Here is a 26,499-nt window from a genome sequence, read left to right as displayed (position 1 = left end):
ATCGCAGGATTAAAAAACCAGAATAAAGTTACACTTGCATTAATTACTGAATTGCCGTCGCTTGTTACTTTTTATTTAGCACTGTACTCAAGGTTTGAGACGACGGCTGTCAAAGCGGTAATTTTTGACTTTAAACATCATAATTATTTACTGTCAGTAATTCGCTGTTGACTATCTACTTATAAACAACGTGTTTATCTGCATCAAGTGAACTTCACAATATCTGTAACTGAAAAGTTCATATAGCTCGTTTAACTATGAACCCTCCAACCTTGCTCCTCCTGCCTAAAATCACATCATAATCCACACAACAAATGCCACAGAAAAACCAACTAAGTACAGCAGCCCCACCCAGCTTAAACTTTTAAGTAGTACGCCGTGTTTAATGCTGGGCTCGGAGCGCACTAGGCTAAAGTTAAGCCAAGCAAATATAGGGGTGGTTACAAATGACAGCGTCATGGCAAAGGTAAGCATAGGGCCTAAGGCTGATTCAAAAAATAAAATAACCGCCATACCAGCAAGTGCTTGCAGTATTAGCCATGTATTTAAGCTGTGTTTTGATTGCTTAAAACCAAGTAATTTATGCGATTCGTTTAAAGTACGCGCGTAACCATCTAGTACCGTTAATGTGGTGCCAAACATACATAAAAAAGCAATGGCTGATACTAGCGGCCTTGCCCACTCGCCAATGGTAAGTGCGTACATATCAATAAGCTGTTTGGCAAAAGCGACTCCGCCGAGTTCTATATTACTGCTTTGCCCGTATTGCACTAATACACCTAAGCTAAAAAACACCAGTGCTAAGCCTGCGGTTAACCAGTAACCCACGTTAAAGTCGAACAAGCCTTCGCGTTTAGATATTGTTTGTTGTGCTTGTTTTTCTTTTAACCACAGTGAGCTAAGTGCGGATATTTCAATGGGGGCGGGCATCCAGCCCATTAATGCTACCATAAAGCTAAGCATGGCCAACTCATACGGCGAAGGGCCTACATAGTCAGCAGGTGCCATTGGGCCATTACTAAAGGCAATAGCAAGTGCTATTAATGTTGCTAATGTAAGTAGCCCCATAATGCCTTTTGCCACGTTATCTAGCGCTTTAAAGTGCCCTAGCAAAAGTATGGTTAAGCATACGCCAAGTAAAATCCAACACAGCAGTGTTATTTCTATTGTGATAGGTAGTGCGTAATGCAGCAAGCTTGCGGTGAGTAATAATACGCCTGCGGTATTAACGATAGCGGCAACAACATTTAGGATAATGAAGCTGTAAAAATAAAATGGCCCTTTGCTTTTATAACCCTCTACTAGGCTATTTTTGGTAGCGAGTGTGTACTCCATGCCAAAGCGAAAAAATGGGTACTTTAAAACGTTTACTACTAAAATAAGCCAAAATAATTGCCAGCCAAATATGGCTCCCGCTTGAGTTGATGCCACTAAATGTGAACCACCAATTGCAGCGGTTGCCATTAGAATTCCCGGCCCCAATGCATTTAAGCGAGTTTGCCAATTTGATACTACAGAGCGCATGTGTGTACTTACTGTTTATTTATAATAATGAATAAATTACAGAGTTTTAACGCAAAATGAAAGCTGAAGAGTATTAATAAATGAGGGGGTAAAACGAAGCTAATAAATAATGGTTTTAGGCCCTAAAAGTTAGGGCCTAAACTCTAAAAACGTTAACGAAGATCCATCTCTTGGATGATTTCGTGTGCAATTTCTGGGGTTGTTATTTCTGGTTTTTCATGCAAATTAGCTTTAATTTGCCCTTTGCGATGTTTTAGTGACGTATCTAGTTTTTTTGCGGCACTACTAATTGCTGGATACAGCACTTCGTTTTCGCCCTTAACCGATATACGTGCACCTTCGTAAATAGTACTAATTTCCGCTTGAAGCTTGTTGTGAACTTTAGAAAGAATAATGTCGAGCGCGATCAAAGATGGAAAGTGATTCGCTATTTTTGAAAACTTTTCGTTTACGTGTTCTCTAATTGAATCAGTAACGTCAACATGGTGACCTGTAAGATTAATTTTCATTTTATATCCTTTTATGTGTTACTTCATAGTTAGTATTGGGGGCAATATGAATTAACACAAGGATAAATGTAACTATTTAAGCAAATATTTGTTAGTAAAGCTGATTTAGATCACTCACTGAGCATTAAACATGCAAAAGCCCGCATTATACGGGCTCCTCAAGCGGTTAAATAACACACTAAGCGCGTTAAATTTGTGCTATTAATCTGTATATGAACAGCAATAATCAGCAAAATCGCTTACTTTTACCTTAAAGCTTACGTTTGCATCAACATTAAATGATTCGCCCGCATTAAATGTTTTCCACTCGCTCTCACCCGGCAATAAAATATCCCACTGCCCTGCTAATAATTCCATGCATTCTTTTTGGTTAGTGTCGAACACAAACTCACCTGGTTGCATAAAGCCTAATGTTTTTGCTTCGCCGCTGCCTAGTAAAACGGTTCGGCTTGACACTTTGCCATCAAAATACACATTGGCTTTTTTAATAACACTAACATTTTCGAACTTTGACATATTTAGCTCCTGCTAATAATTTAAGATTTTATTTATAAATTTTATCGCACTACCTTGCCTGATAGCTTACTTTCTTGCAAGGAAAGCAGCATTACTTTGAGTGAAGTCGTTTCATATACGGGCATAAAAAAACCCGCAACATATGCTAATGCAGATCGTTTAAGCTAATTGAACGATCTTTCAGAGGCTTCATAATAGGCTACAACAAAAGTTGTGGCCTATTTTTATGTCTGAATTTATTAAAGAATTACACCTTACTACTGAGTTTTGCCAAGTTCGTGATATTGATTCGTTCACTAAGCACATTCCCCTTGAGTGGATTGAAGAAGCTGTTACCCAAACAGGAAGAGCATCAGTACGCAAACGACGCTTCCCCGCCGAGCAAGCCGCTTGGCTTGTGTTAGGAATTGGTTTATTAAGAAACCGCTCAATATCTGAAGTCTGTGACAAACTAGAGCTCGCTTTTCCTGACGCTAAAGGAGAGCTTCCACCATTGGCGACCAGCAGTATTATAAAAGGGAAAGAAAAGCTAGGCGCTGCGCCTATGAAGCACCTTTTTAAACATACAGCAACGCAGTGGGAGCAGTCGCAAACGTTTGATGACGTCTGTGGTTTAAAGCTACTAAGCGTTGACGGTACACAATTTAAAACCCAAGATACCCCGAGTAACCGTCACTTTGGATATGCTCAATCGACAACTAACTTTCCCTCAGTACTTGCTGTGACCTTGATGTCGACAAGAACGCATTTAATATCCGATGCAGCGTTTGGCCCTATCACTCAAAGTGAAATTCATTATGCTCAACAGCTTGTTGGCTCAGCACCTGAACATTCATTGACCCTATTTGATAGAGGTTTCTTTTCGGCTGAACTATTCACGAGCTGGCAAGGTGTTAGCGAAAATCATCATTGGCTTACGCCCATTAAAAGCAAAATGCGCTATGAAATAACGGGATCATTTAGTGAGTATGACCACTTAATAACAATGCCTATTTCGCCACAAGCTAAAAAATCAGCCCCTTACCTAGGTGATACATGGCAAGCAAGACTTATTCAAATTCCAACACCTAAAGGTGAAATAAAAGGGTTCATCACCTCATGCGTCTGTCCAGAAAAATACCCGCTAAAAGCGCTACTCGGTGTTTATTGGCAAAGGTGGGAAATAGAGCGAGGATATGGTGAGCTCAAGCAATATCAATTATCTAGTAAACCAGCGCTACGGAGCCTGAAACAGGAAGGTATTTATCAAGAACTATGGGGTATTCTGACGTCATACAATATCGTGAGGCTTGAAATGGCAGAGATGGCTAAAGCCCATAAAGTGGAGCCATTACGCATCAGTTTCATAAACGCATTATACCTGATACAAGACGAGTTTTTATGGTGCTCAGGTCGAAGCCCCGGGACAATCCCTAAAAAGCTGAAAGAACTACGTGAAAACGGGAAACGGCTAATATTACCGGAGAAAAGAAAGCGAAAAGCTTATCCGCGAGCGGTGCTCGCAAAGACACAAAAATATCCGGTTAGGTATAAACGAAAAAACACCACTCGTTCTTAAACGAGTGGTGTTAGCAACATATGCGGGTTTTTCAATTGCTTACTTTATTTAATCAAAGGCGATTAAAAAAGCTCGTTTGCTTTGTTTACTATGTTTTCAACAGTAAAGCCAAAGTGCTCAAACAGCTCACCAGCAGGTGCTGACTCACCAAAGGTAGTCATACCTACTACTGCGCCATTTAGGCCAACGTACTTGTACCAGTAGTCAGCAATACCTGCTTCTACTGCTACGCGGCGTGAAACCGAGGCTGGTAATACGCTTTCTTTGTATGCTGCGCTTTGCGTTTCAAAGACATCAGTACACGGCATAGATACAACACGTACCTTTTTACCTTGCTTGCGTAGTTCGCTTGCTGAATCTTGTGCTAGTTGCACTTCAGAACCCGTTGCAATGAAAATAAGCTCTGGATTGCCGTCACAGCTAAGGATGTAACCACCCTTTTTAACATCGCTTAATTGCTGTGCGTTACGTGCTTGTTGCTCAAGACCTTGGCGAGTAAAGATTAGTGATGTAGGACCGTCTTTACGCTCAATAGCTTGTTGCCATGCAATTGCCGACTCAACTTGGTCGCACGGGCGCCAGTTGTGTAAGTTAGGCGTTAAACGCATGCTGGCAATTTGCTCTACTGGTTGGTGAGTTGGACCATCTTCACCTAGACCAATTGAATCGTGCGTGTATACAAAAATACTTGGTTGCTTCATTAATGCAGCCATACGTACGGCATTTTTTGCATATTCAACAAACATTAAGAATGTAGCACCGTAAGGAATAAAGCCTTTATGCAGCGCAATACCATTCATAATTGCCGACATACCAAACTCACGTACACCGTAATAAATGTAGTTACCGCTTGCATCGTCGCGTGTTAAGCCTTTAGAGCCATCCCAAATTGTTAAGTTTGAGCCTGCTAAATCGGCAGAGCCACCCATAAATTCTGGTAATAACGGGCCAAATGCGTTTAATGCATTTTGCGACGCTTTACGCGATGCAGGGTTTGCTGGGTTTGCTTGCAGCTCTTCAATGTACGCTTGAGATTTTGCAGCCCAATCGCCAGGCAGTTCGTTGTTAATACGACGCTTGTATTGTGCTGCAAGTTCTGGGTATGCTTTTGCGTATGCTGCAAATTTTTCATCCCAACTTGATTCAAGCTGTTGACCTTTTTCTTTGCTATCCCATTGTGCATAAATGTCTGCAGGAATTTCGAAGGCATCGCCAGTCCAACCTAAAAATTCGCGAGACGCTTTAATTTCGTCCTCACCAAGTGGTGCACCATGACAGTCGTGGCTACCCGACTTATTAGGTGAACCGTAACCAATAATTGTTTTACAACAAATTAGTGATGGCTTATCGGTAACACTTTTAGCCTCTGCGATTGCAGCACTTATAGCATCGCTGTCGTGGCCATCAACACCGCTAATTACATGCCAACCGTACGCTTTAAAGCGAGCTGGCGTATCATCGGTAAACCAACCTTCTACTTCGCCATCGATAGAAATGCCGTTGTCATCCCAAAATGCAACAAGCTTACCTAGGCCTAATGTGCCTGCAAGTGAACCTGCTTCATGAGAAATGCCTTCCATTAGGCAGCCGTCGCCCATAAATGCATAGGTAAAGTGATCAACAATATCGTGACCTTCACGGTTAAACTGTGCAGCTAGCGCTTTTTCGGCAATTGCCATACCTACTGCGTTAGTGATCCCTTGACCTAACGGGCCCGTAGTAGTTTCGATACCTGGTGCATAACCGTACTCTGGGTGACCAGGTGTTTTTGAATGCATTTGACGGAAGTTTTTAATTTCGTCTAACGGTAAATCATAACCAGTTAAATGTAATAAAGAATAAATAAGCATTGAACCGTGGCCGTTCGATAATATAAAGCGATCTCGGTCAGCCCACTCTGGATTCGTCGGGTTATGTTTTAGATAATCGCGCCATAATACTTCTGCGATATCTGCCATGCCCATAGGGGCTCCAGGATGACCAGATTTGGCCTTTTGTACTGCGTCCATTGACAAGACACGAATAGCATTTGCAAGTTCTTTGCGAGATGGCATGAATTCTCCTACCTTAATATATTTTTGCGCGGGTATTTATGTATTCGATTATGCCGCCGTATAACTTGGCGACTAGTGTATAGTCCATTCTTACTTATTGTAGGGGCGGTGTGCAATTAAAAACCCATAATAATAGGTCATTATGAATATTTTTTGAGACCGAAAAGTTATTAAATATTTTATTTAGACGTCTAGGCGTAAAAACACTATGCAAGGTGTTTTGTTTTCGATAAAATACGCCCCTTAATTTTTAAGCGCTAATACCGACGTTTGTGAAGCGCAATATTTGTGAGCAGAAATACAATGGCAAAACATTTATTTACTTCTGAATCTGTTTCTGAAGGTCATCCGGATAAAATCGCCGATCAAATCTCTGATGCGGTACTTGATGCTATCCTTGAGCAAGATTCTCATGCCCGAGTTGCGTGTGAAACTTACGTGAAAACCGGTATGGTTATGGTTGGTGGTGAAATCACTACTAGCGCATGGGTTGATATCGAAGAAATTACACGTAAAACAATTCGCGACATTGGCTACACTAATTCAGATATGGGTTTTGATGCAGATTCATGTGCAATTTTAAACACTATTGGTAAACAGTCTCCTGACATTAACCAAGGTGTTGACCGTACTAGCCCAGAAGAGCAAGGCGCTGGCGACCAAGGCTTAATGTTTGGTTACGCATGTAACGAAACTGAAGTACTAATGCCTGCTCCTATTACTTACTCACACCGTTTAGTACAGCGCCAAGCACAAGTACGTAAAAGCGGTGAGCTTAACTGGTTACGCCCAGATGCAAAATCTCAAGTTACGTTTGCATACGAAAACGGCAAGCCAGTAGGTATTGATGCTGTAGTACTTTCTACGCAGCACAGCGAAGATATTTCACAAAAAGATTTAATCGAAGCGGTGATGGAAACGATCATCAAGCCGGTACTTCCTGCTGAGCTAATTACTAGCGCAACTAAGTTTTTTATTAACCCAACAGGCCGCTTTGTAATTGGCGGACCAATGGGCGATTGTGGCTTAACTGGTCGTAAAATCATTGTAGATACCTACGGCGGCATGGCTCGTCACGGTGGCGGTGCTTTCTCTGGTAAAGATCCATCAAAAGTTGACCGCTCAGCGGCGTATGCTGCACGTTATGTTGCTAAAAACATTGTTGCTGCTGGTCTTGCTGATAAGTGTGAACTACAAGTGTCGTACGCTATTGGTATTGCAGAGCCTACGTCTATAAGCGTAGAAACCTTTGGTACTAGTAAACTAGAAGAAAGCCGTTTAATTGAGCTTATTCGTGAGCACTTTGACTTGCGCCCTTACGGTTTAATTAAAATGCTTGATTTAGAGCGCCCTATTTACCTTCCAACTGCGGCTTACGGCCACTTTGGTCGTGAAGAGTTCCCTTGGGAACGTACCGATAAAGCAGAAGCACTTCGCGCTGCTGCTGGCCTTTAAGGCTAATTAATATATAAATAATAAACGGCCCTTTTAAGGGTCGTTTTTATATCTAAAGCTTATTATTCAAGCCGTGAAACATAAATCACCCTCGAATTGTTTTGCACTTTCGGTATATACTCGTTTTACTATAAAAGCTTAGGGAATAAAAAATGGCCGACAACTTTCGTGTTACCTTTGTAGGACTTGCTGAGGGCGTTGACAGCAAAGCTGTTACTGCCATGCTTGCTACTAAATTAAAAACATCAGATGAAAAAGTGTCGCTTTTTTTTAATGGTAAACCGCTATTTGTGCCAAGTAATAAAGACAAAGCCCTAAAGCAAGCCAAACTACTTGCCAGCTTAGGTATTAAAAGTAAGCTGCAGGCTGTTACCAACCCAAATCAAAGTACTCAACTGGCAAGTGCAACGAGTAGCCAGCGCGATGACAGAATTTTTGATGCGCTTGATTACATTACCAGTAGCTTAATTCGCCTTGAAGAAAAACTAGACGAGCTTGAACAGCGCTTACCCGAAGTTGAAGCCACAGCAATTACCGATGAACACATAGAATGGCAAGACGATGATCTTATGCTTGATGATGAGTTACTCACGCCACTGCAAAAACGCAGTAATGTGTTGTTATATTCACTCATAGCAACGGCGGTTACTTTGCTTGTTTTATTAGCAATATACTTAACCGTCCCTAACTTATTCTCTTTTTAATTACGGGGTGAAATCCTAAAGTGAGCAATAAACGTGCAACAATAAGAGCGTCTGTCCGCGAACTGCGTAATAATTTATCAAACAACCAACAATTAATTGCCGCCCAATCGCTAAAAATGAATTTTATTCAATACTTAAATGGCAAAAAAAGCTCTAAAAAAGAGCATATTGCTATTTATTTTAGTAACGACGGCGAATTAGATACCTCATTGTTAATTAATGAATTATGGGATAAAGGACATCACCTTTACTTACCTGTAATTCACCCCTTTAACGGGGCTAATTTACTATTTCAGCGTTATGAAAAAAACTCACCCATGAAGGCAAACCGCTATGGTATCTTGGAACCTAAGCTCAATTGTACTCAAATATGCCCGTTACCAGAGCTTGATTACCTACTTATGCCGTTAGTGGCATTTGATAACCAAGGTAATCGCTTAGGAATGGGAGGTGGGTTTTACGATCGGACATTGGCGCGGCTACACCAGCAACACTGGCAAAAACCGCAACTTATTGGTTTAGCACATGAATGCCAAAAAGTAACAGCCTTACCCATAGAATCATGGGATGTGCCACTTAAAACAATTATCACCCCAAATAAAACCTACTGCTGGTAAAGCGTTACTTTGTATACCAGTAGAAATTTTTGACATAAATGAGCATAAAACAATGACACAAGACGAATTAAAAAAAGCAGCTGCTTGGGCAGCGTTAGAGTTTGTAAAAGAGAACACTATTGTAGGTGTAGGTACAGGCTCAACGGTTAATCACTTTATTGATGCACTAGGCTCAATAAAAGACACCATTAAAGGTACGGTTTCTAGTTCAGAAGCCTCAACTGCTCGCTTAAAAGCGCTAGGCATTGAAGTATTTGAACTTAATGACGTTGATGTTTTAGATGTATACGTTGACGGCGCTGATGAAATTAACGCCCATAACGAAATGATTAAAGGCGGCGGTGCAGCCCTTACGCGTGAAAAAATAGTTGCAGCAGTAGCTAAACAATTTGTGTGTATTGTAGATGACACCAAATTAGTAGCAACATTGGGCGGTTTTCCACTGCCAGTTGAAGTTATACCCATGGCACGCAGCTACGTAGCACGCGAATTATTAAAGCTTGGCGGTGATCCTGTGTATCGCCAAGGTGTAGTTACCGATAACGGTAACGTTATTTTAGATGTACATAATTTAAAAATTACCCAAGCTAAACAACTTGAAACACAAATTAATCAAATTGTTGGCGTAGTTACCAACGGCCTATTCGCAGAGCGTGGCGCTGATAAAGTGATTATCGGCACTAAAAATGGGCCACAAATTAAATAGGATGAGGTTATGAGTAAGGTATCGTTGGCAAAAGACAAAATTAAAATTCTTTTGCTTGAAGGTGTTCACCAAAGCGCTGTTGAAACGCTAAAACGTAACGGTTATAGCAACATCGACTATGTTAAAACATCCTTACCTGAGGACGAGCTAAAAGAACGTATTAAAGACGTACACTTTGTGGGGCTTCGTTCTCGTACTCATATTAACCAATCTGTGTTAGAAGCAGCTGAAAAGCTCGTTGCGGTTGGCTGCTTTTGTATTGGCACCAACCAGGTTGACTTAAATGCGGCGCGCGAACGTGGTATTGCAGTATTTAACGCACCATTTTCTAACACCCGCTCGGTTGCAGAGCTTGTACTTGGTGAAATACTGTTGTTATTACGCGGTATTCCACAGCGTAATGCTGCAGCACACCGCGGCGGCTGGTTAAAAACCGCAAACGGCTCGTTTGAAGCTCGTGGTAAAACATTGGGTATTATTGGCTATGGCCACATTGGTACCCAGTTAGGTATTATGGCCGAAAATATTGGTATGAACGTGGAGTTTTACGATATTGAAGATAAGTTATCACTTGGCAACGCTAAGCAAGTACATAACCTGACTCAATTATTACAACGCGCTGATATTATTACCCTGCACGTGCCAGAAACCCCGCAAACTAAAAACTTAATTGGCACAGCCGAACTTGCAATAATGAAGCAAGGCGCCATTTTAATTAATGCGTCTCGCGGCACTGTGGTTGATATTGATGCATTGGCAGAAGCACTTACCGAGAAAAAACTCAGCGGCGCAGCAATCGATGTATTCCCGGTTGAGCCTAAATCTAACGATGAAGAGTTTGTATCGCCACTGCGTAATTTTGACAATGTTATTTTAACGCCGCACATTGGTGGTTCAACTCAAGAAGCACAAGAAAACATTGGTATTGAAGTAGCTGGAAAACTAGCTAAATACTCAGATAACGGCTCAACTATTACTGCAGTTAACTTCCCTGAAGTATCACTACCAGAGCTTGCTAACCGTAGTCGCTTACTGCATGTACATCACAACCGCCCTGGCGTATTAACACAAATAAACCAAGCGTTTGCGCAGCACGGCATTAACATTGCCGCGCAGTACCTACAAACTGATGAATCAATTGGTTATGTCGTTATTGATGTAGATACCGACCACTCAGAAGTTGCCCTTAAAGAGCTAAGCGCTGTTGAAGGCACGATAAGAGCACGTATTCTGCACTAAGCTATCAGTTGTTTGTCGGGTGGCGCTTTCGCTTAACCGACCTACTAGAGTGCTTTAAATAAATACAGTAATTATAATCAGGCATAAAAAAGCGCGAGTTAAACTCGCGCTTTAATTATGTGCGTCGTGCTATCATTTTTAACTGATAGCACGATTACTAGAGCTACTTTTAGTCGCCTTTAACTTCTAGATTAATATACTCTACCAGTTTTTCAGGCTGGCCTATTAGCATCATTATTTGTTGGTTAACTTCCATCATAGTTTTGCCTTCAGGTAGTTTTGCCGACACGCTAAATGAATTTAAACCTTTAACAAAGCCGCTAATCGCCTCTGCAATTTCTTCGGTTACTGGCGCTTGCTGTAGTTGCTGCTCAACCATCATTTGCATTTGCTCAACACTCATACCTTGCTTAACAAGCTCACTTTCTAGCAATGCTTTAAGCTCGCCTTGGTTATTAAGTTCAAAGTTAACACTGCGCGGCTCTAACTTACTCATGGCTTGCATTATTAGCGTTTGCTGCTGTAATTCTTGCTCATAAGTTAAAGGCTGGCTGCCCGCTGCTTGCTGCGCTTTACTAATCGCAAGCGATGCATCCATAAGTGCTTGTGTGTTTGCCAGGCCCATATTCATATTAAGGCTAACAATGTCTTTTGCATCTAACTTAACAACCACATCGCTGTCGCCCGACTTTTCATCGTAATCGAGTGATGAATGTAAGTCGTAACTGGCCGACGCTAACATAATATTTGTATCGGCTGGTAATTTAGCCACAAAGTCTTTATTAAATTGAAAGCTTTTTACGTCAAATGTGGTGTGTGGTGAAATTTTATCGGTTTCGTAGCCTGTCACTTCAATGCTTTGAATGCTGGCAACATTATCGCCTTCAGAACTAATGACTTCCATATTGCTAATTTCTACACTATTGGAAATAACACTGGCCGATAAGTCTGCATACTTAAATGTAGCGCCGGTTTGCTCGCTCACTAGTGCTAGTTGCTTATCTATTTCTGCACGTACTTCTTTAGTGGCTACGTGGTTTGCATAACTTACGCCACCAACACCGGCAGCTACAATTGCTGCAGCTATAACTAACTTTTTCATGTTATTTCCTTATTTAAGTCTTTATATAAATTGTTTCAGCTCAAGAGTAACATTGCAGAACATCACCGATAAGCGTTTTTACTAATTAATTAAACTAAGTAACTCATGCACTGTTTTTATCGGGGTGATCTTAGCGCCCAGCCCTTCCATTGATTTATGGTAATTACGAAATGGAATAAATATTTCCGTAAAGCCATGCTGCGCAGCTTCTTTAACGCGCGGTACACCACTGTCTATTGGGCGTACATCGCCGTTTAAGCTCAGCTCTCCCATAATACAAGTGGTACGTGGCACCACAAAATCATTTAAGCTGCTAAGTAGCGCAGCAACCAACGCTAAATCTATACAGGTTTCTGATTCATCAATTTTTAAACCACCCACTATATTAAAAAACGTATCGTGAAATATTTTAGTTTTCGTGTGTTTACGCAGTATGCCGGTGAGCATTTTTATTCGGTTCATGTTTAAACCAACGCAAACACGCTGCGGAAACTCCGCCTCAATTTCGGTGGTTAAACATTGAATTTCGAGCAATAAATTACGATTACCTTTACGAATACACGTAATTGCAGAGCCCGGAGAGTCTGTAGTTGAACCTGATAAAAATATTTCGCTGGGGTTATCAACGCTAAGCATGCCGCGTTCGCACATTCTAAAAATACCGACAGTATCTATATCACCAAAGCGGTTTTTATTTGCTCGTAAGGTACGAATTTGCCCATCGTTAGTATCTATATGCAGTAGTGCATCAACTATATGCACCAGCGTTTGTGGGCCAGCTATTTCGTTGTTTTTATTTACATGGGCAATAATGAACATAGTGACATCATTTTGCTTACAGTATTGCGTAAGTGCTTGCGCGGCACTTTTCACTTGTGAAGGCGAGCCTGGGCTACCGTTAGCTGTGTCGGTGACCACTGCTTGAATAGAGTCTATTACTGCAAACTTAATTTTATTTTTATCGAGTTCTTCAATGATGGTTTCAACACTGGTTTCTGAAAGTAAATAAAGCGCATCAGGGTTATAATTTAGCTTTAAACGATTCACTCTGTTTTTAAACTGCGATAAAGATTCTTCTGCGGTACAGTAAAGTGAGGGCATACGTTGTGACATTCGCGCCACTAAATCAGATAACAAGGTTGTTTTACCGGCCCCAGGATCGCCTGAAATTATATTAACTGATCCCGTTGTTACACCGCCACTTAAAACACGATCGAGCTCGCCAATTTCAGTGAGCTGTTTTTCGGTTTCTGCGGTAGCAATGTCATTAATTTTTTTAGAACCGCCACCAATTCCCCCAGCATAACCACCTACACTTACGCGTGCCGATGTTTTTTTACTTTGCCCTGCTGACGGTTTAAATTCTGCTAATGTGTTCCATGCACCGCAGCGGCATTGACCTTGCCAACGTTGGTAGTTCATGCCACATTCGGTACAAACAAACTCTACTTTTGCCGCTTTAGCCATTTATAACTTTACCTACTATTCTTTAATTTTTAAAATACTTAATGTTTAAGTGCTTATTTTACCATTTTAAACTTTCGTCTAACAATGAGTCATGCCAATGAGAAAATTTAGCGCTACTATTATTATCTATAAATGCTGTTTTCTTTTTTACTATACTTTAGGGCATACTTATTGCTTTAATAATAGTTTAAAGTAACTTGCCAATAAATTGGTATTTAACACATAATAACAAACGCTAAACTGTAGTTACTCGAATAATCGTACCTATATTAACAACAATAACACGATACGACATTTATTGAGTTTTCTAGTAAATGGATTTAATAGTATACCTACTTTTTTAATTAGACGGTGATGGTTTTATAAATGGCTGAAGACATACTGCTCAAGCACGAAGATCTTATATCTGAATTAAAACATTATTTAGGCAACCCTAAATTCGATTTAATTTTTAAGTCTAAAATAGCTGGGCTTACAAAGCCTGAACAGTTTTTAATGAAAATGGAAATGACACGTTTATCTCAGCCGATAGCGCGCTTTATTGATTTACGTGGTTTAGTGACTGGGCAGGTAAAGCCTTATGATCACAATGGCAAACAACATTTCATGGATGAAACAGCGATTGAAGTATTTGAAGCTGCGCTAAAACAACACGGTGGTTATACCCTCGCCGTTTATGAGGCTGTGATGAACACCGAAAATAATCATCGGGTGTTACAACGCAAGGCCGCCGAAAAAGTTGCAGTTCAAGCCATCGATGACTCCCTAAATACAAGCGTTATAAAATTTGCTTCTTATGAAAATCGTCGTGAAGAGCGAATGAACTATTCAATTAAAGTGACGGTTGAATACAACGACAAAAAAAGCATTGCTGCGAGTACTTCCGATATATCCCTCAGTGGTTGTAAAATAAAACTAGCCACTCGCTATGTACTAAAAAAAGGGCATTTAATTGCCATGCGTTTGGTAGGCCTAGAGCAAGACTTTGAGCTAGGTTTAAAAAATGGTATTCAGTATGAAGTTGTCGCCATAGAAAATATTTCTAAAGAGTTTAATCATATTCGTTTAAAACGCACTTTTATTGAAAATAATGAAGCGTTTGATAATTTTTTAGAAAGCTTTATCCACGGTAATAAACGTCGCTATAAAGTAAACCTTGATAATACGCTTGATGCTGTAGTTTCTAAGGGGTACGAGCAATACTATATTCCACGCGTCACCTCTTTATATGTATTTTTAAGTCAAAAAGACAATGTATTTTATCCTAGCTTAAGCCTAACTACCGAAAACAACATTTTTATTCAACGTTACTTTACCGATGAACGCCACACTCCATGTTTATACAGTGTGCTTAATGAGCAACGTATTAATGCATTACTTTTAAAACAGACTCCAGTTAAAGAAGATTATTTATATACCTTTACTCATATTTCAGCGGGTAAAATTTATTATTATTCTGCAACACGTAATGAACTTGAACAAAACCCTCAGCTAAAAAACTTATTTTTAGCTTTTGGTAGTCAAAAAGACACTTGGCAATGCTTTAAAATACAAATTATGCCAAGCCATCCAGATGACTCATTTATTCCTTTATCGTTACCAAACACTGTAAGTAAAAATATTGAAAAGCTGAATAAACCTCCTTCGCCTCGGGTAGAAGGGTTAGTTAAAAATGTAAAGTATATGGTGGTACTAACTGCGATTGGTAATAAAACTGAGCAGCAGCACTATCAGCAATTAAATTACGATAAAGCTTTGATTAATCAATTGAAGCATTTTGGCCATAGTAAAAGTAAGTCTGCCCCTTATTTAGATATTGTACCTTTAGAGTATGTAAACCTTCGCTCTGATAAGCGCTATTTATATAAAACGAATGTGTCGATTAACGTAAACGATGAAGTAGTACATGGCCTTACTCGCGACTTTTCGGTTATGGGCTTGCAGCTTGAATGCAAACAACCTGTAAGCTTTAAAAAAGGCGACATTGTTTTACTAGCTTTTCCTGATTTACAAAAAATAACCAAAACATATCAGCTTAGTGAGCTAAAGTACGAAGTGATGGCTGTAAATAAGTCGTTCACTATTATTAATTTAAAAGCCAGCCGAGTAGCCGACCTACCCCATGCTGGAGTACTGTTTTTTACGCAGTTAATTAACAGTAATAAAGATAAACTAAAAGTGTCTGAAGAAGCGCCTAAAGTGCCTGGGCTCTCTACTGCACTTAGAAATATGGTAACTAAAAGCGTTTGCCAGTTTCCACTTTATCTACATAAAGAAGGAGCGCACTTTAAAGCAGGTGCCATTGGCTTTGGCCTATACCCAAGCCCGCTACACGTGCTTTTACAAAACTTTGGCTTGTTGGGTAATAAAACCGATTTATCGAGCATTATTACTGATGAGCAAATAATTAATGTGATCACCCCGCAGATAAAAGATCTTAGCCGCCAAGATCCTCCTAGCGCATTTACACTTGTGATTAATTTTGATCCCCGTAAGGGCAGTATTTCAGAATCTATTACCAGTTATTGCATAGCAGGTGAGGATTATAATGATTTTCAGGAACAAATAAGCAAAGGCTTAAAGTCGAATCTTATTTTTGTTATGCGCTTGTATATATCACGTACTGGACGCCCCGATACCGATTATTTATCTAACGAACTAAAATATGTGAGTCAATATGCGCTGCATAAAGCAAGGGAATTAGAAGAGGCATTATGGTCTGTAGCGGGCGTCGGTGATATCGTCGATATCACCGAAGAAGCCTTAAGCCATTTAAAACTTGAACAGCAACAAGTTGACCAAATGGGTCGCCGAAAATTGCTTTGGCTAAACCGCCTGCGTTAAACAGTAGCCTCACTATTTAATGGTATAGCTAGCATATACAGCAATTGTAATAACGAGCCTTGGCAAATAGCTGCTTGGGCTTGCTCAACCACTTTTGCTTTACCATGTACTGCTACACCTAGTCCTGCTGCTGCCATCATTTTTAAATCGTTAGCGCCATCGCCAATTGCCACTGTTTGCGACTTTATTAACCCCAACTGTTGCTGTAATGACTCTAAAATAACGGCTTTTTGCTGTGCATCTACAATGGTGCCCAACACTTTACCTGTGAGCTTATTGTCTTTAAATTCAAGCACATTAGCGTGTACTTCATCTAAATTTATTAACGTTTGTACTTGCTCTGCAAACGGTACAAAACCACCCGATGCAATGGCTAAGTGCCACTGATGCTGTTTAAGTATTTGGCAGAGCATTTTAATACCAGGCATTAAGGGTAAATTATTTTTTAACTCATCTATTAAGCTTTTTTCAATTCCGCTGAGTTTAGCGACGCGCTTATTTAGGCTCTCACTAAAATCAAGCTTACCAGCCATTGCCAGTGCTGTTACCGAAGCAACCTCATCGTATACGTTAGCTAAGCGTGCAATTTCGTCTATGCATTCAATAGTAATAGCGGTTGAATCCATATCCATTACCAATAAACCTGGCTCATACAAGTTGGGTGGGCAAGCTATTTGCACTAGCTGAAAATCAAGTGTGCTGGCAAATTGTTGCAATACTAACGGGTTAATCGGCTGCTCTGATTGCTTAATATAAAAACACAGTGCCGCTGGCAAACTTAAGTCAGGCTGATACTGGCAGAGCCCTGTAACAGTTTGATTATGCTTCGCAAAAAAATCTATAATGGCTTTAATATGGGTTACAGTAAAATTGCCAGCAAAGGCAATACTAAATAAGCCTTGGTGTTTATTAGGTAGTTTTTTTAACGGTAAAAACACCTCATCCTGATAGCTAAACCATTTATTTAATACTAACTGCGTTAATGGTTGCTCAGCACCAGGCTGTGCCATGTTCGTTTGCGACATGGGTTCTCCGTGAATGTTTTTGTTATCCTGATAGCTACTTACAAAATGTTAAATATATTACTTGCGCTAAATTCGCCATCAGGTGGGGTTTAAGGTTATAGTATACCCAAACAACTTGGGTATAGCATTTGTAACATCAAATCAAAATGCTGTCAGTAGTATATACGGTGACTATGAAAAATAACCATCTTAAAAACCCTATCAATGCCTCACAAAAAAAACGCTTAGTGCGTTTATTGCTTGCTACTGCCTGCTTAGTTTTACTGAGCTGGGTGGGCATTAATAGTAGTTTTCAAAGCCATCAATTACTTTATGACAGTGCTGATAGTACTGCAAAATCGCTTACCAAATTTATGGCATTAAATGCTAAAACCCCGTTAATTGAAAAAAACAAACCGCAACTTAATGCACTATGTAACAACATAAGCAAAGATGAATTTGTACTTTCAGCCACAATTTACGACCAGCAAGGCATACTTATAGCCAGTAGCGATAATTGGCAATCGTTGCATATTAGCGGCCAGCTATCTGAATCAACTCCTGGAGTTAGCAAACTTAAAACACCATTTATAGAACCCGTTGTAAGTGACGACGACAGACCCGTTGGTTTTGTATCTATTACTTACTTAACCCGTGCGGCAGTTACATCTAGCCACAATCATTTTCATGACTTAGGCCGCCAAGTATTATTAATGTTGGTAATTGTATGTATTTTTACTTGGCAATTTGGCCGTGGCTTGAAAATATGGCAGGTTAATCGTTATATACAAAAAACATCACAGCATGAGTCGTAAAGCTCTGTAGCTAGTTGCTCTTTGTGTTGTTTGGGCTTTAACTCACACAATACATCAAATACCCGCACTATTTGCAGCGGCGTATTGATTTCCCCTTGATAACCACATAGCGGCATTGATGGCGAGTCGGTTTCAAGCACTAGGTGCGATGTATTTATATTGGCAATTACATCGCGCGTTTTAACCGCTCGCGGGTAGCTAATAACACCGCCTACACCGAGCTTAAAACCTTGCTTAATATAATAATGAGCTTGTTGAAGTGACCCCGAAAACGCATGAATTACCCCACCATATTTGGGCTTACAACGCTTAAACGACTGCGCAATTAAATCATGACTTTGCCTATGATGCACAATTAACGGTAACTCTAGCTGATTAGCCAGTGCTATTTGTTGTTCAAATAAAAAGGTTTGTTTGGGGAGGTTTTCAATACTTCGATCTAGACCGCATTCGCCAATTGCCACCAGCTGGGTTTTATTAGCTGTAGCAAATGTAAACAGCTGTTCTATGTGTGATTCTTGGTGTTGATTTAAAAAGTAAGGATGCAGCCCTGCAGCTATTTTTACGCCTGCAAAGTTAGTTTTAAATTCAAGTAATGCACACGATTGGGCCAAACTAATACCGGGCACCACAAACTGCTTAACTCCCTTTGCTGCACACTCGTTAATGAGTGTCTCGCGGTTTGAGTCAAACTCGCTAAAGTCGAGGTGGCAATGAGAGTCAATAAATTGCATTGTTACTTGCCCGTCTATTTTTATATTAGTTATATATTAGCTTTATGGATTTAAGCGAGTAACTTGCCAGCTGTTGTCTGCTTGGCGCTGATACATAAAACGGTCGTGCAGGCGGTGTGCCCCACCCTGCCAAAACTCAATTTTTTGCGGTACAACACAATAGCCACCCCAAAAGTCTGGTAAAGGAATTTCACCTTTAGCAAACTTGTTTTTCATATTGGCAAAGGTTTCCATCAACACTTTACGTGATGAAACTGGGCGACTTTGTGCTGATGCCCAGGCTGCTAGCTGGCTTTCTTTAGGGCGAGATAAAAAGTACTTAGCCACCGCAGAGGTAGGTAAAGGTCTAGCCTCGCCATACACAATTACTTGGCGTTCCATAGGGTGCCAAGGAAAATGCAGCGATATTTTATTATTACCTTTAAGCTCCTGCGCTTTGCGCGAACCAGTATTAGTAAAAAACACAAAGCCATCATTATCTAAATGCTTAAGCAGTACAATGCGCTGCGAAGGCTGCCCGGTATCATCCACTGTCGCCACTACCATAGCGGTTGGATCGGGTAAATTACTTGCTACCGCATGCTCAAGCCAGGTTTCAAACTGTTTAAACGGATCATCAAGCAAGTTATCTTCGCTTAACGCGTTTTGCAGGTATTCACGGCGGATATCTTCGAGTTTCATAATAAATCCTTTAAATAAAGCGTTAGAAAAGAGCTTAAAGTAACGGGCTTAAACAGTGATGCTGGTAACAACAAACATCAAGCTTTAGGTATATTCGATACCGGTAAACACAAAGTTTTTAGTGTATGCGATAGCAATAAACATCGAGCTTTAGGTATATTCGATAGCAATAAATACAGAGTCTCAAGTTTATGCGATAACAATAAATACAGAGTCTCAGGTGTATCGTTGGGTTTCGTTTCACTCAACCCAACCTACGGTGTAAAGCGTTACATCTGCAAGTGTAGGAGTGCTGACAAAACGGAGTGCTTTTTTATACCAAGGAGCATACATTTAGTATGTGACTTAGGCTAAATAGTTTTACCAACTCAGATAACTGCAAGTGTAGGAGTGCTGACAAGACGGAGTGCTTTTTTATGCCAAGGAGCATACATTTAGTATGTGACTTAGGCTAAAAAAGCACGACAACGCAGTCAAAGCGAACTACACGCAGCAGATTACATTTGCTCCATGACTTCAATGCCTAGTAAGTCCAATCCCGTCTCTAGTGTTTTAGAAACCAAATTACATAACACTAAACGGCTGTCACGTACGCTTGGCTCTACGCCTTCTTTAAGTACTGGGCAAGCTTCGTAGAAGGTCATGTATAAGCTTGCTAGTTCATATAAGTAACCACATAGTACGTGCGGTGTGGCTTCAGCAATCATTAAATCAAGTACTTCTTCAAGCTGCAGTAACTTAAGCGCTAGTGCTTTTTCTTGCGGCTCAACTATTCTGACATCAAAACCATGAAGAAGAAAATTAAGCGATTCAGTATCAACGTCTAATTTACGAAAAATACTGCGTATACGCGTATAAGCGTATTGTAAGTAAGGTGCTGTTGCGCCTTCAAAGCTTAGCATGCTGTCCCAGTTGAAAATATAATCACTAGTGCGGTGCTTAGAAAGGTCGGCATATTTAACTGCGCCAATACCTACTTTGCGGGCAATTTCGCTGCGCTCTTGCTCTGATAGATCAGACTCACGCTCTGCTAATTTTATTGCTGCGCGATTAATCGACTCTTCGAGTAAATCGGCAAGTTTAACTGTGCCACCGGTACGGGTTTTAAATGGTTTGTTGTCGGCGCCCATCATGGTGCCAAACGGGCAAAATTCGTAGCTAGTTTCATCGCGTAAAAAGCCGGCTTTACGCGCTGTAAGCTCTACTTGATTAAAGTGCAGGCTTTGGCGCGCATCAACAAAAATTAAGATACGATCGGCACCTAACTTATTTGAGCGGTAATCACACGCGGCTAAATCTGTAGTTGCGTATAAAAAGCCACCGCCAGATTTTTGTACGATAAACGCCGATGGTTCACCATCTTTATTGGCTAGTTCATCTAAAAATACAACTTGTGCGCCTTGCGACTCTACGGCAATATTTTTATCTTTTAATAAACTAATAATGTCATTTAGCTCAGCGTTGTATGCGCTTTCAGCCATAATATCAGCTTGTGTAAGCGTTACATTTAAGCGTTTGTATACTTCTTCAGAATGCTTAACTGAAGTGGCAATAAATAGCTTCCATAGCTTTTCACAATGCGCGTCGCCGCCTTGTAATTTAACTACATAATTACGCGCTTTGTCGGCAAAGCCTTCTTCATCGTCAAAACGTTTTTTAGCATCGCGGTAAAAGGTTTCTAAATCGGCAAGTGCTACTGTATCTAAATCTACGCCTTGGCTAATTTGATCTTCTAAATGCGCAATCAACATACCAAATTGTGTACCCCAATCACCCATGTGATTTTGACGCACAACGCTGTCGCCTCTAAATTCAAGCGCACGCACAATCGCATCACCAATAATGGTTGAGCGTAAATGGCCTACGTGCATTTCTTTAGCAAGGTTTGGCGATGAGTAATCAACAACCACTTTTTGTGGGTTAGCGTGTTCATTAACCGCTAATTTTGCATCACTGTTCGCCGCTTTAACGCTTTGTGCTAAAAATTCAGGCTTTAAATGAATATTAATAAACCCTGGGCCGGCAATTTCAGTTTTTTCGGCAATGTCGCTTACATCTAAGTTATCAATAATTTTTTGTGCAAGCTCACGTGGGTTGCTTTTCATTTTTTTAGCCGCGCCCATGGCAGCATTAATTTGGTAGTCACCAAATTGTGGACGAGTGCTTTGTGTAACTGCTGGGTTAGTATCTGCTGGTAAGCCTACAGCTGTCATAGCGGCAATGGCTTTTTCTACTAAAATAGTACGAATGTTCATATTTTTACCTTAATAAGCCCGCCAAAGCAGGCTTTTAAAATTTCACTAAGCTGGCTTTAGTTTTCGCGTGTATGGCTAAAGGTGACTTCTGGGTAGCGCTCTACTGATAAATTAAGGTTTACACGGCTTGGCGCTATGTAAGTTAAATTATCGCCGCCATCCAAGGCTAGGTTGCTTTCACATTTACGCTTAAAGTCTTCAAACTTTTTAACGTCGTCGCTACTTACCCAGCGGGCTGTATTTACGTTAACACCTTCGTAAATTGCATCTACGTTATATTCAGCTTTTAAACGCGCTACAACCACATCAAACTGAAGTACACCTACTGCGCCTACAATTAAATCATTGTTTATTAGCGGTCTAAATACCTGTACAGCACCCTCTTCTGAGAGTTGTACTAAGCCTTTTAATAACTGCTTTTGTTTGAGCGGATCACGTAAACGAATGCGGCGGAATAATTCCGGTGCAAAGTTAGGAATACCGCTAAATTTAAGCTTTTCACCTTGGGTGAAAGTATCACCTATTTGAATCGTACCGTGGTTATGTAAACCAATAATGTCGCCAGCGTATGCATCACCTGCACGCTCACGATCGCCAGCCATAAACGTAACCGCATCAGAAATACTTACTTGCTTGCCAATGCGCACATGATTCATTTTCATGCCTTGGCTGTATTTACCTGACACTATGCGCATAAAGGCAATTCGGTCGCGGTGTTTCGGGTCCATATTGGCCTGAATCTTAAATACAAAGCCAGTAAAGTTCTCTTCAGTGGCAACTACTTGGCGGTCTTCTGTTTCACGTGGTAATGGCGTTGGTGCCCATTTAGTTAAACCGTCAAGTACGTGGTCTACACCAAAGTTACCTAGTGCTGTACCAAAATAAACTGGCGATAGTTCGCCGGCTAAAAACAGCTCTAAATCAAATTCATTTGATGCACCTATAACCAGCTCTAACTCATCGCGTAATTGCGCAGCAAGATCGTCACCAATAGCATCAACCAGTTCAGGGTTATCTATCCCTTTAATAGTGCGCACGTCTTGAATTTTATGACCTTGGCCAGTTTTATATAAAACCGCTTCATCGTTATGAATATGATAAACACCTTTAAAGCCTTTACCACTACCAATCGGCCAAGTAATAGGCGCACACGCTATTTTAAGCTCGGTTTCAACTTCGTCAAGCAGCTCCATTGGGTCGCGTATATCACGGTCACATTTATTCATAAAAGTAACAATTGGCGTAGTACGCAGGCGTGTTACTTCCATTAATTTACGCGTACGGTCTTCTACACCTTTTGCCGCATCAATAACCATTAAACACGAATCGACTGCTGTTAGGGTACGGTACGTATCTTCCGAGAAATCTTCATGTCCTGGTGTGTCGAGTAGGTTAACCAAAGCATTTTTATACGGAAACTGCATTACTGAGGTAGTAACAGAAATTCCACGCTCTTTTTCCATTTCCATCCAGTCAGATTTAGCATGCTGGTTAGAGCCACGGCCTTTTACTGTACCGGCTTTTTGGATAGCTTGTCCGAATAAGAGTACTTTTTCGGTGATGGTGGTTTTACCCGCATCTGGGTGCGAAATAATCGCGAAGGTACGTCGTTTATTAATTTCACTGAGGAGATTTTGCTCTGCCATTAAAAAAGTTCTTTTAGTTTGAATACGGACATTTATGTATGCTGACGTTTCAGAGCTAATATTGCTCAACCCCGAAAGCTCAACACACCCTAGGAAGAGCCCAATTTGGCTCCTCACACGCGATCCGTTATGTTAATCGTAATTGAAGACTATTTTCGCTGATCTTCACTCTATAAACAATCAATGCTTAGTTATTAACTGATTCTTTTTTTATTAACTCTCCCAGAGCGCGTATTTACCCAATTATTCTCCTAAATTGTGCTTAGTTATAAATATTACCAGCACAATAAACAAACGCTAAGCTTGAGTAATATAGCTGTAAAACATATTATTACTAACATTACATGGAGGATGTGTTGTTTGGTAATGAAAACCAGTAAGTTAAGCATTAGGTTATTATGGTATATAACGCCGTTAGTTATACTTCCGCTGTTATTTTTAGGTGGTTTTACGCTAACTAATGTAACCAACTCAACACAAAAACAAGCTGATTTAATTATGAGCCGGTTTGTTGAACAACAACAACAAAAAGTATTTAACTATATTGATTCATTTCAATCCACGGCCAAGCTGCTATCTACCTCACCCGTATTGAACGATTTTTTAGCGAACGATTTACATGCCGATGGTGGCTACACCTATCGCCTCGGTGCGTTAATGGATGTGTTTGCCAGTTATAGCGAGGCCTATCCCGATATAATTAGCATTAACTTAATGTCGGTAAACGGCAAAAGCGATGCCTACTACTCAAGTAATTTAAGCATAGCGCCAAAATCGTATCCTTTTTTTGAAAAAATACAGCAAAGTAATTTAAGCCAACAGCAGTTTATGATGCAAAAAGCAGATGGCACCACCAGCTTGTATTTTATTCAGCGTATTTATAGCATTGACTACTACCTTAAGCGCCCGCAACAACTTGGTTTTATCGTGCTGCATATTGACCCCTCTATTCTTAATACCAGTATTTTAGAAGCCCCCTACAACAACACTCTCAACTTACTCGTTAGTAATGAGGGTAAAATATTATTTAGTTCCGACTATAATATTCGTGGCCAATACATTAGTGAATTTGAGCTCAGCCAAGTACATAACTTAGCTGACATTGGCTCTTTATCAACCATAGAACTTTCGAGTATAGATAAAATAGAGCGGATGATTTTTGCGGTACAAATGAGCGGTGGTTATTATGTATCGACTATTCCTAAAGCCGTTTTGTATCAGTCGGGTAAGGCTATTAGCTTAATTACCGGTTTAATTGTTATTATTTCGGTTATTACGCTACCAATACTTATTTTTATTGTAGTGCGTAATTTATTACTTAACCCTATTGAGCTATTAGGTGCAGCTAGCCACCGTGTAGGTGATGGCGATTTAGGTGTTTCACTACCCGCGCACACCGATGATGAAGTAGGCATATTGTTTAACGACTTTAATCACATGATTAATCAAATTAGGCATTATCAAGAGCAGTTAGAAGAATATAAACATCACCTCGAAGACAAAGTAGAAAGCCGTACCAAAGCGCTAGAAACCATGAACAGCCAGTTAGAACTTGCGATTGGCCAAGCAGAGCAAGCGAATCAACTTAAAAGCCGCTTTTTGGCTAATATGAGCCACGAAATTCGAACCCCACTCACCGCAATAATGGGCTTTACCGAACAGCTTTTACATAACGATAAAATCACCAACAATAAACAGCATTTAAGCACCATTTTACGCAACTCAAAACATTTATTAGAGTTAATAAATAACATTTTAGACTTGTCTAAAATTGAAGCCGAAAAAATTGGTGTAGAGCAAGCTCCACTAAATGTAGTGCGCTTAATGCACGACATTGAGTCAATTATTGAACCGCTGGCACAACAAAAAAAGCTAAAGCTCAGTATTAATTATCAACTCCCGTTACCACACACTATAAACAGCGACGAAACCCGCTTAAAACAAATACTGATCAACATTGCCAGCAATGCAGTTAAGTTTACCGAGCAAGGCCATGTGTCTATAACGGCTCATTACCTACCAAGCCAAGAGCTGATGTTTGTAATACAAGATAGCGGAATTGGGATGGCAGAAAATCAAATTAAGCGCTTATTTACTCCTTTTGAGCAAGCAGACGCCACCACAACCCGTCGCTTTGGCGGTACCGGGCTTGGGCTATGTATTTCAAAAAATTTAGCCCAACGTCTTGGTGGTGATATAACCGTTAAAAGTGAATTAGATGTAGGTAGCTGCTTTACTATAACCATAGCCTGCAATTTACAAACGCCATTAGCCGATAACCTGTTTTTAGAGCAACCCGATCAACTCATTCCAGAAAAAGATCCACAGCTCTCCTTCGCCAGTAATAGTTTTGATGCACATATTTTAGTAGCCGAAGATAACCCTGATAATCAATTATTAATAAAGCTGCTGTTGCAAACTTGGGGGTTAGAGCCCGACATAGCAAACAATGGCGCTGAAGCGGTAGAAATGGCGCTAGTAAACGACTACCAGTTAATTATTATGGATATGCAAATGCCGGTAATGGGTGGCCTAGAAGCGACTAAAATTTTACGCCATGCTGCATACGACGGCCCTATAATCGCACTCACTGCAAATGTAATGAACCATGACGTAGATACATATATTGCCGCAGGATGCGACAAGGCTCTGGCTAAACCTATAGATAAAGATGCGCTAGAAAGCGTACTAGTAAGTTACCTGCATCTTGAAAAAGACAATCAAAATAAATGGGACGACATACTCAAAAGTGAAAAATTTCAACAAATAAATGCAAATTACGTCGCTAACCTGCCAACTTATTTAGCTGAAATAAAAAGCTTACAATTTTCGGGTAACTTAGTCGCATTGCGCGCATTAGCACATAATATAAAAGGCAGTGCTGGGTGTTTTAACTTTGATGATATTTATCACTGTGCGGCGCGTTTAGAAGAGCATTTAAAAACCGATAGCAAAGCCGCGTTAAACGAATTAACAGCTAACTTAATTAACGTTATTGAGCAGGCTATTAGTGAGCAAAGTAAGCCGGTATAAATTATCGGCTCACTCTACGTATTCACTATAAAATAT

20 protein-coding genes are annotated in these 26,499 nt (G+C 40.3%); 9 read left to right on the top strand and 11 right to left on the bottom strand.

Features of this window, described 5'->3' with window-relative positions; genetic code table 11:
• Window positions 1-291: 291 nt before the first annotated feature.
• From PTRA_RS03435 to ppnP, 3 genes are all read right to left on the bottom strand, one after another.
• Entirely contained in the window at window positions 292-1,464 is a 1,173-nt protein-coding gene (locus tag PTRA_RS03435) for an NRAMP family divalent metal transporter (protein WP_418055005.1), read from the bottom strand.
• Window positions 1,465-1,676: 212 nt separating this feature from the next.
• The gene (hpf, locus tag PTRA_RS03430; protein WP_011327370.1) at window positions 1,677-2,033 is read right to left on the bottom strand and encodes a ribosome hibernation-promoting factor, HPF/YfiA family; all 357 of its coding nucleotides are present in this window, start codon (window positions 2,031-2,033) and stop codon (window positions 1,677-1,679) included.
• A 201-nt stretch (window positions 2,034-2,234) separates the two neighbouring features.
• Complete coding sequence (gene ppnP / locus PTRA_RS03425; RefSeq protein WP_011327369.1) at window positions 2,235-2,549, bottom strand: pyrimidine/purine nucleoside phosphorylase; 315 nt, start codon at window positions 2,547-2,549, stop codon at window positions 2,235-2,237.
• A gap of 226 nt (window positions 2,550-2,775) precedes the next feature.
• Between ppnP and PTRA_RS03420 the strand changes: the two genes are divergently transcribed.
• Window positions 2,776-4,107: an IS4 family transposase gene (locus PTRA_RS03420; RefSeq protein ID WP_058372694.1), complete on the top strand. Its 1,332-nt coding sequence runs from the start codon at window positions 2,776-2,778 to the stop codon at window positions 4,105-4,107.
• Window positions 4,108-4,169: 62 nt separating this feature from the next.
• On the opposite strand, the gene tkt is transcribed toward PTRA_RS03420, so the two are convergent.
• A complete protein-coding gene (gene tkt, locus PTRA_RS03415; RefSeq protein WP_058372693.1) occupies window positions 4,170-6,161 on the bottom strand; it encodes a transketolase in 1,992 nt (663 codons plus the stop codon).
• A 303-nt stretch (window positions 6,162-6,464) separates the two neighbouring features.
• Here tkt and metK point away from each other — a divergent pair, with 303 nt between their 5' ends.
• The 5 genes from metK (at window position 6,465) to serA (ending at window position 10,882) form a co-directional block, all read left to right on the top strand.
• Window positions 6,465-7,616 carry a methionine adenosyltransferase gene (metK, locus tag PTRA_RS03410; protein WP_011327367.1) on the top strand — a complete coding sequence of 384 codons (1,152 nt, stop codon included), beginning with the start codon at window positions 6,465-6,467 and terminating at the stop codon, window positions 7,614-7,616.
• A gap of 152 nt (window positions 7,617-7,768) precedes the next feature.
• Window positions 7,769-8,320, top strand: coding sequence for a hypothetical protein (locus tag PTRA_RS03405; protein ID WP_058372692.1), 552 nt, complete (start codon window positions 7,769-7,771; stop codon window positions 8,318-8,320).
• Between the two features lie 20 nt (window positions 8,321-8,340).
• Window positions 8,341-8,937 (top strand): 5-formyltetrahydrofolate cyclo-ligase, encoded by a 597-nt coding sequence (locus tag PTRA_RS03400; protein WP_058372691.1) that lies wholly within the window; start codon window positions 8,341-8,343, stop codon window positions 8,935-8,937.
• A gap of 52 nt (window positions 8,938-8,989) precedes the next feature.
• Entirely contained in the window at window positions 8,990-9,643 is a 654-nt protein-coding gene (gene rpiA, locus PTRA_RS03395) for a ribose-5-phosphate isomerase RpiA (protein WP_058374511.1), read from the top strand.
• 9 nt (window positions 9,644-9,652) lie between these two features.
• On the top strand, window positions 9,653-10,882 hold the full coding sequence (serA, locus tag PTRA_RS03390; RefSeq protein WP_058372690.1) for a phosphoglycerate dehydrogenase: 1,230 nt from the start codon (window positions 9,653-9,655) through the stop codon (window positions 10,880-10,882).
• A 169-nt stretch (window positions 10,883-11,051) separates the two neighbouring features.
• Here serA and PTRA_RS03385 read toward each other — a convergent pair whose 3' ends face one another.
• Window positions 11,052-11,984, bottom strand: coding sequence for a hypothetical protein (locus PTRA_RS03385; RefSeq protein WP_058372689.1), 933 nt, complete (start codon window positions 11,982-11,984; stop codon window positions 11,052-11,054).
• Between the two features lie 81 nt (window positions 11,985-12,065).
• Window positions 12,066-13,451 carry a DNA repair protein RadA gene (gene radA / locus PTRA_RS03380; protein ID WP_058372688.1) on the bottom strand — a complete coding sequence of 462 codons (1,386 nt, stop codon included), beginning with the start codon at window positions 13,449-13,451 and terminating at the stop codon, window positions 12,066-12,068.
• A gap of 366 nt (window positions 13,452-13,817) precedes the next feature.
• On the opposite strand from radA, the gene PTRA_RS03375 reads away from it, so the two are divergent.
• The gene (locus PTRA_RS03375) at window positions 13,818-16,295 is read left to right on the top strand and encodes a PilZ domain-containing protein (protein ID WP_058372687.1); all 2,478 of its coding nucleotides are present in this window, start codon (window positions 13,818-13,820) and stop codon (window positions 16,293-16,295) included.
• On the opposite strand, the gene serB is transcribed toward PTRA_RS03375, so the two are convergent.
• Window positions 16,292-17,320, bottom strand: coding sequence for a phosphoserine phosphatase SerB (gene serB / locus PTRA_RS03370; protein ID WP_058372686.1), 1,029 nt, complete (start codon window positions 17,318-17,320; stop codon window positions 16,292-16,294). The genes PTRA_RS03375 and serB overlap by 4 nt on opposite strands.
• A gap of 173 nt (window positions 17,321-17,493) precedes the next feature.
• Here serB and PTRA_RS03365 point away from each other — a divergent pair, with 173 nt between their 5' ends.
• Window positions 17,494-18,114 carry an AhpA/YtjB family protein gene (locus tag PTRA_RS03365; protein WP_058372685.1) on the top strand — a complete coding sequence of 207 codons (621 nt, stop codon included), beginning with the start codon at window positions 17,494-17,496 and terminating at the stop codon, window positions 18,112-18,114.
• Here PTRA_RS03365 and PTRA_RS03360 read toward each other — a convergent pair.
• From PTRA_RS03360 to prfC, 4 genes are all read right to left on the bottom strand, one after another.
• On the bottom strand, window positions 18,081-18,848 hold the full coding sequence (locus PTRA_RS03360; RefSeq protein ID WP_058372684.1) for a TatD family hydrolase: 768 nt from the start codon (window positions 18,846-18,848) through the stop codon (window positions 18,081-18,083). The genes PTRA_RS03365 and PTRA_RS03360 overlap by 34 nt on opposite strands.
• 42 nt (window positions 18,849-18,890) lie before the next feature.
• Window positions 18,891-19,529 carry a pyridoxamine 5'-phosphate oxidase gene (pdxH, locus tag PTRA_RS03355; protein WP_058372683.1) on the bottom strand — a complete coding sequence of 213 codons (639 nt, stop codon included), beginning with the start codon at window positions 19,527-19,529 and terminating at the stop codon, window positions 18,891-18,893.
• Window positions 19,530-20,026: 497 nt separating this feature from the next.
• Window positions 20,027-21,784, bottom strand: a complete 1,758-nt coding sequence (argS, locus tag PTRA_RS03350; RefSeq protein WP_058372682.1) for an arginine--tRNA ligase — start codon at window positions 21,782-21,784, stop codon at window positions 20,027-20,029.
• A gap of 56 nt (window positions 21,785-21,840) precedes the next feature.
• Window positions 21,841-23,430, bottom strand: a complete 1,590-nt coding sequence (prfC, locus tag PTRA_RS03345; protein WP_058372681.1) for a peptide chain release factor 3 — start codon at window positions 23,428-23,430, stop codon at window positions 21,841-21,843.
• A 366-nt stretch (window positions 23,431-23,796) separates the two neighbouring features.
• Here prfC and PTRA_RS03340 point away from each other — a divergent pair, with 366 nt between their 5' ends.
• Window positions 23,797-26,463: an ATP-binding protein gene (locus PTRA_RS03340; protein WP_058372680.1), complete on the top strand. Its 2,667-nt coding sequence runs from the start codon at window positions 23,797-23,799 to the stop codon at window positions 26,461-26,463.
• Window positions 26,464-26,499 lie beyond the last annotated feature (36 nt).

This window comes from Pseudoalteromonas translucida KMM 520 (assembly GCF_001465295.1).
In the GTDB taxonomy this organism is placed as follows: domain Bacteria; phylum Pseudomonadota; class Gammaproteobacteria; order Enterobacterales; family Alteromonadaceae; genus Pseudoalteromonas; species Pseudoalteromonas translucida.
Note: the sequence above shows the minus strand (reverse complement) of the source record. Positions and strands in the feature narration are given on the sequence as shown.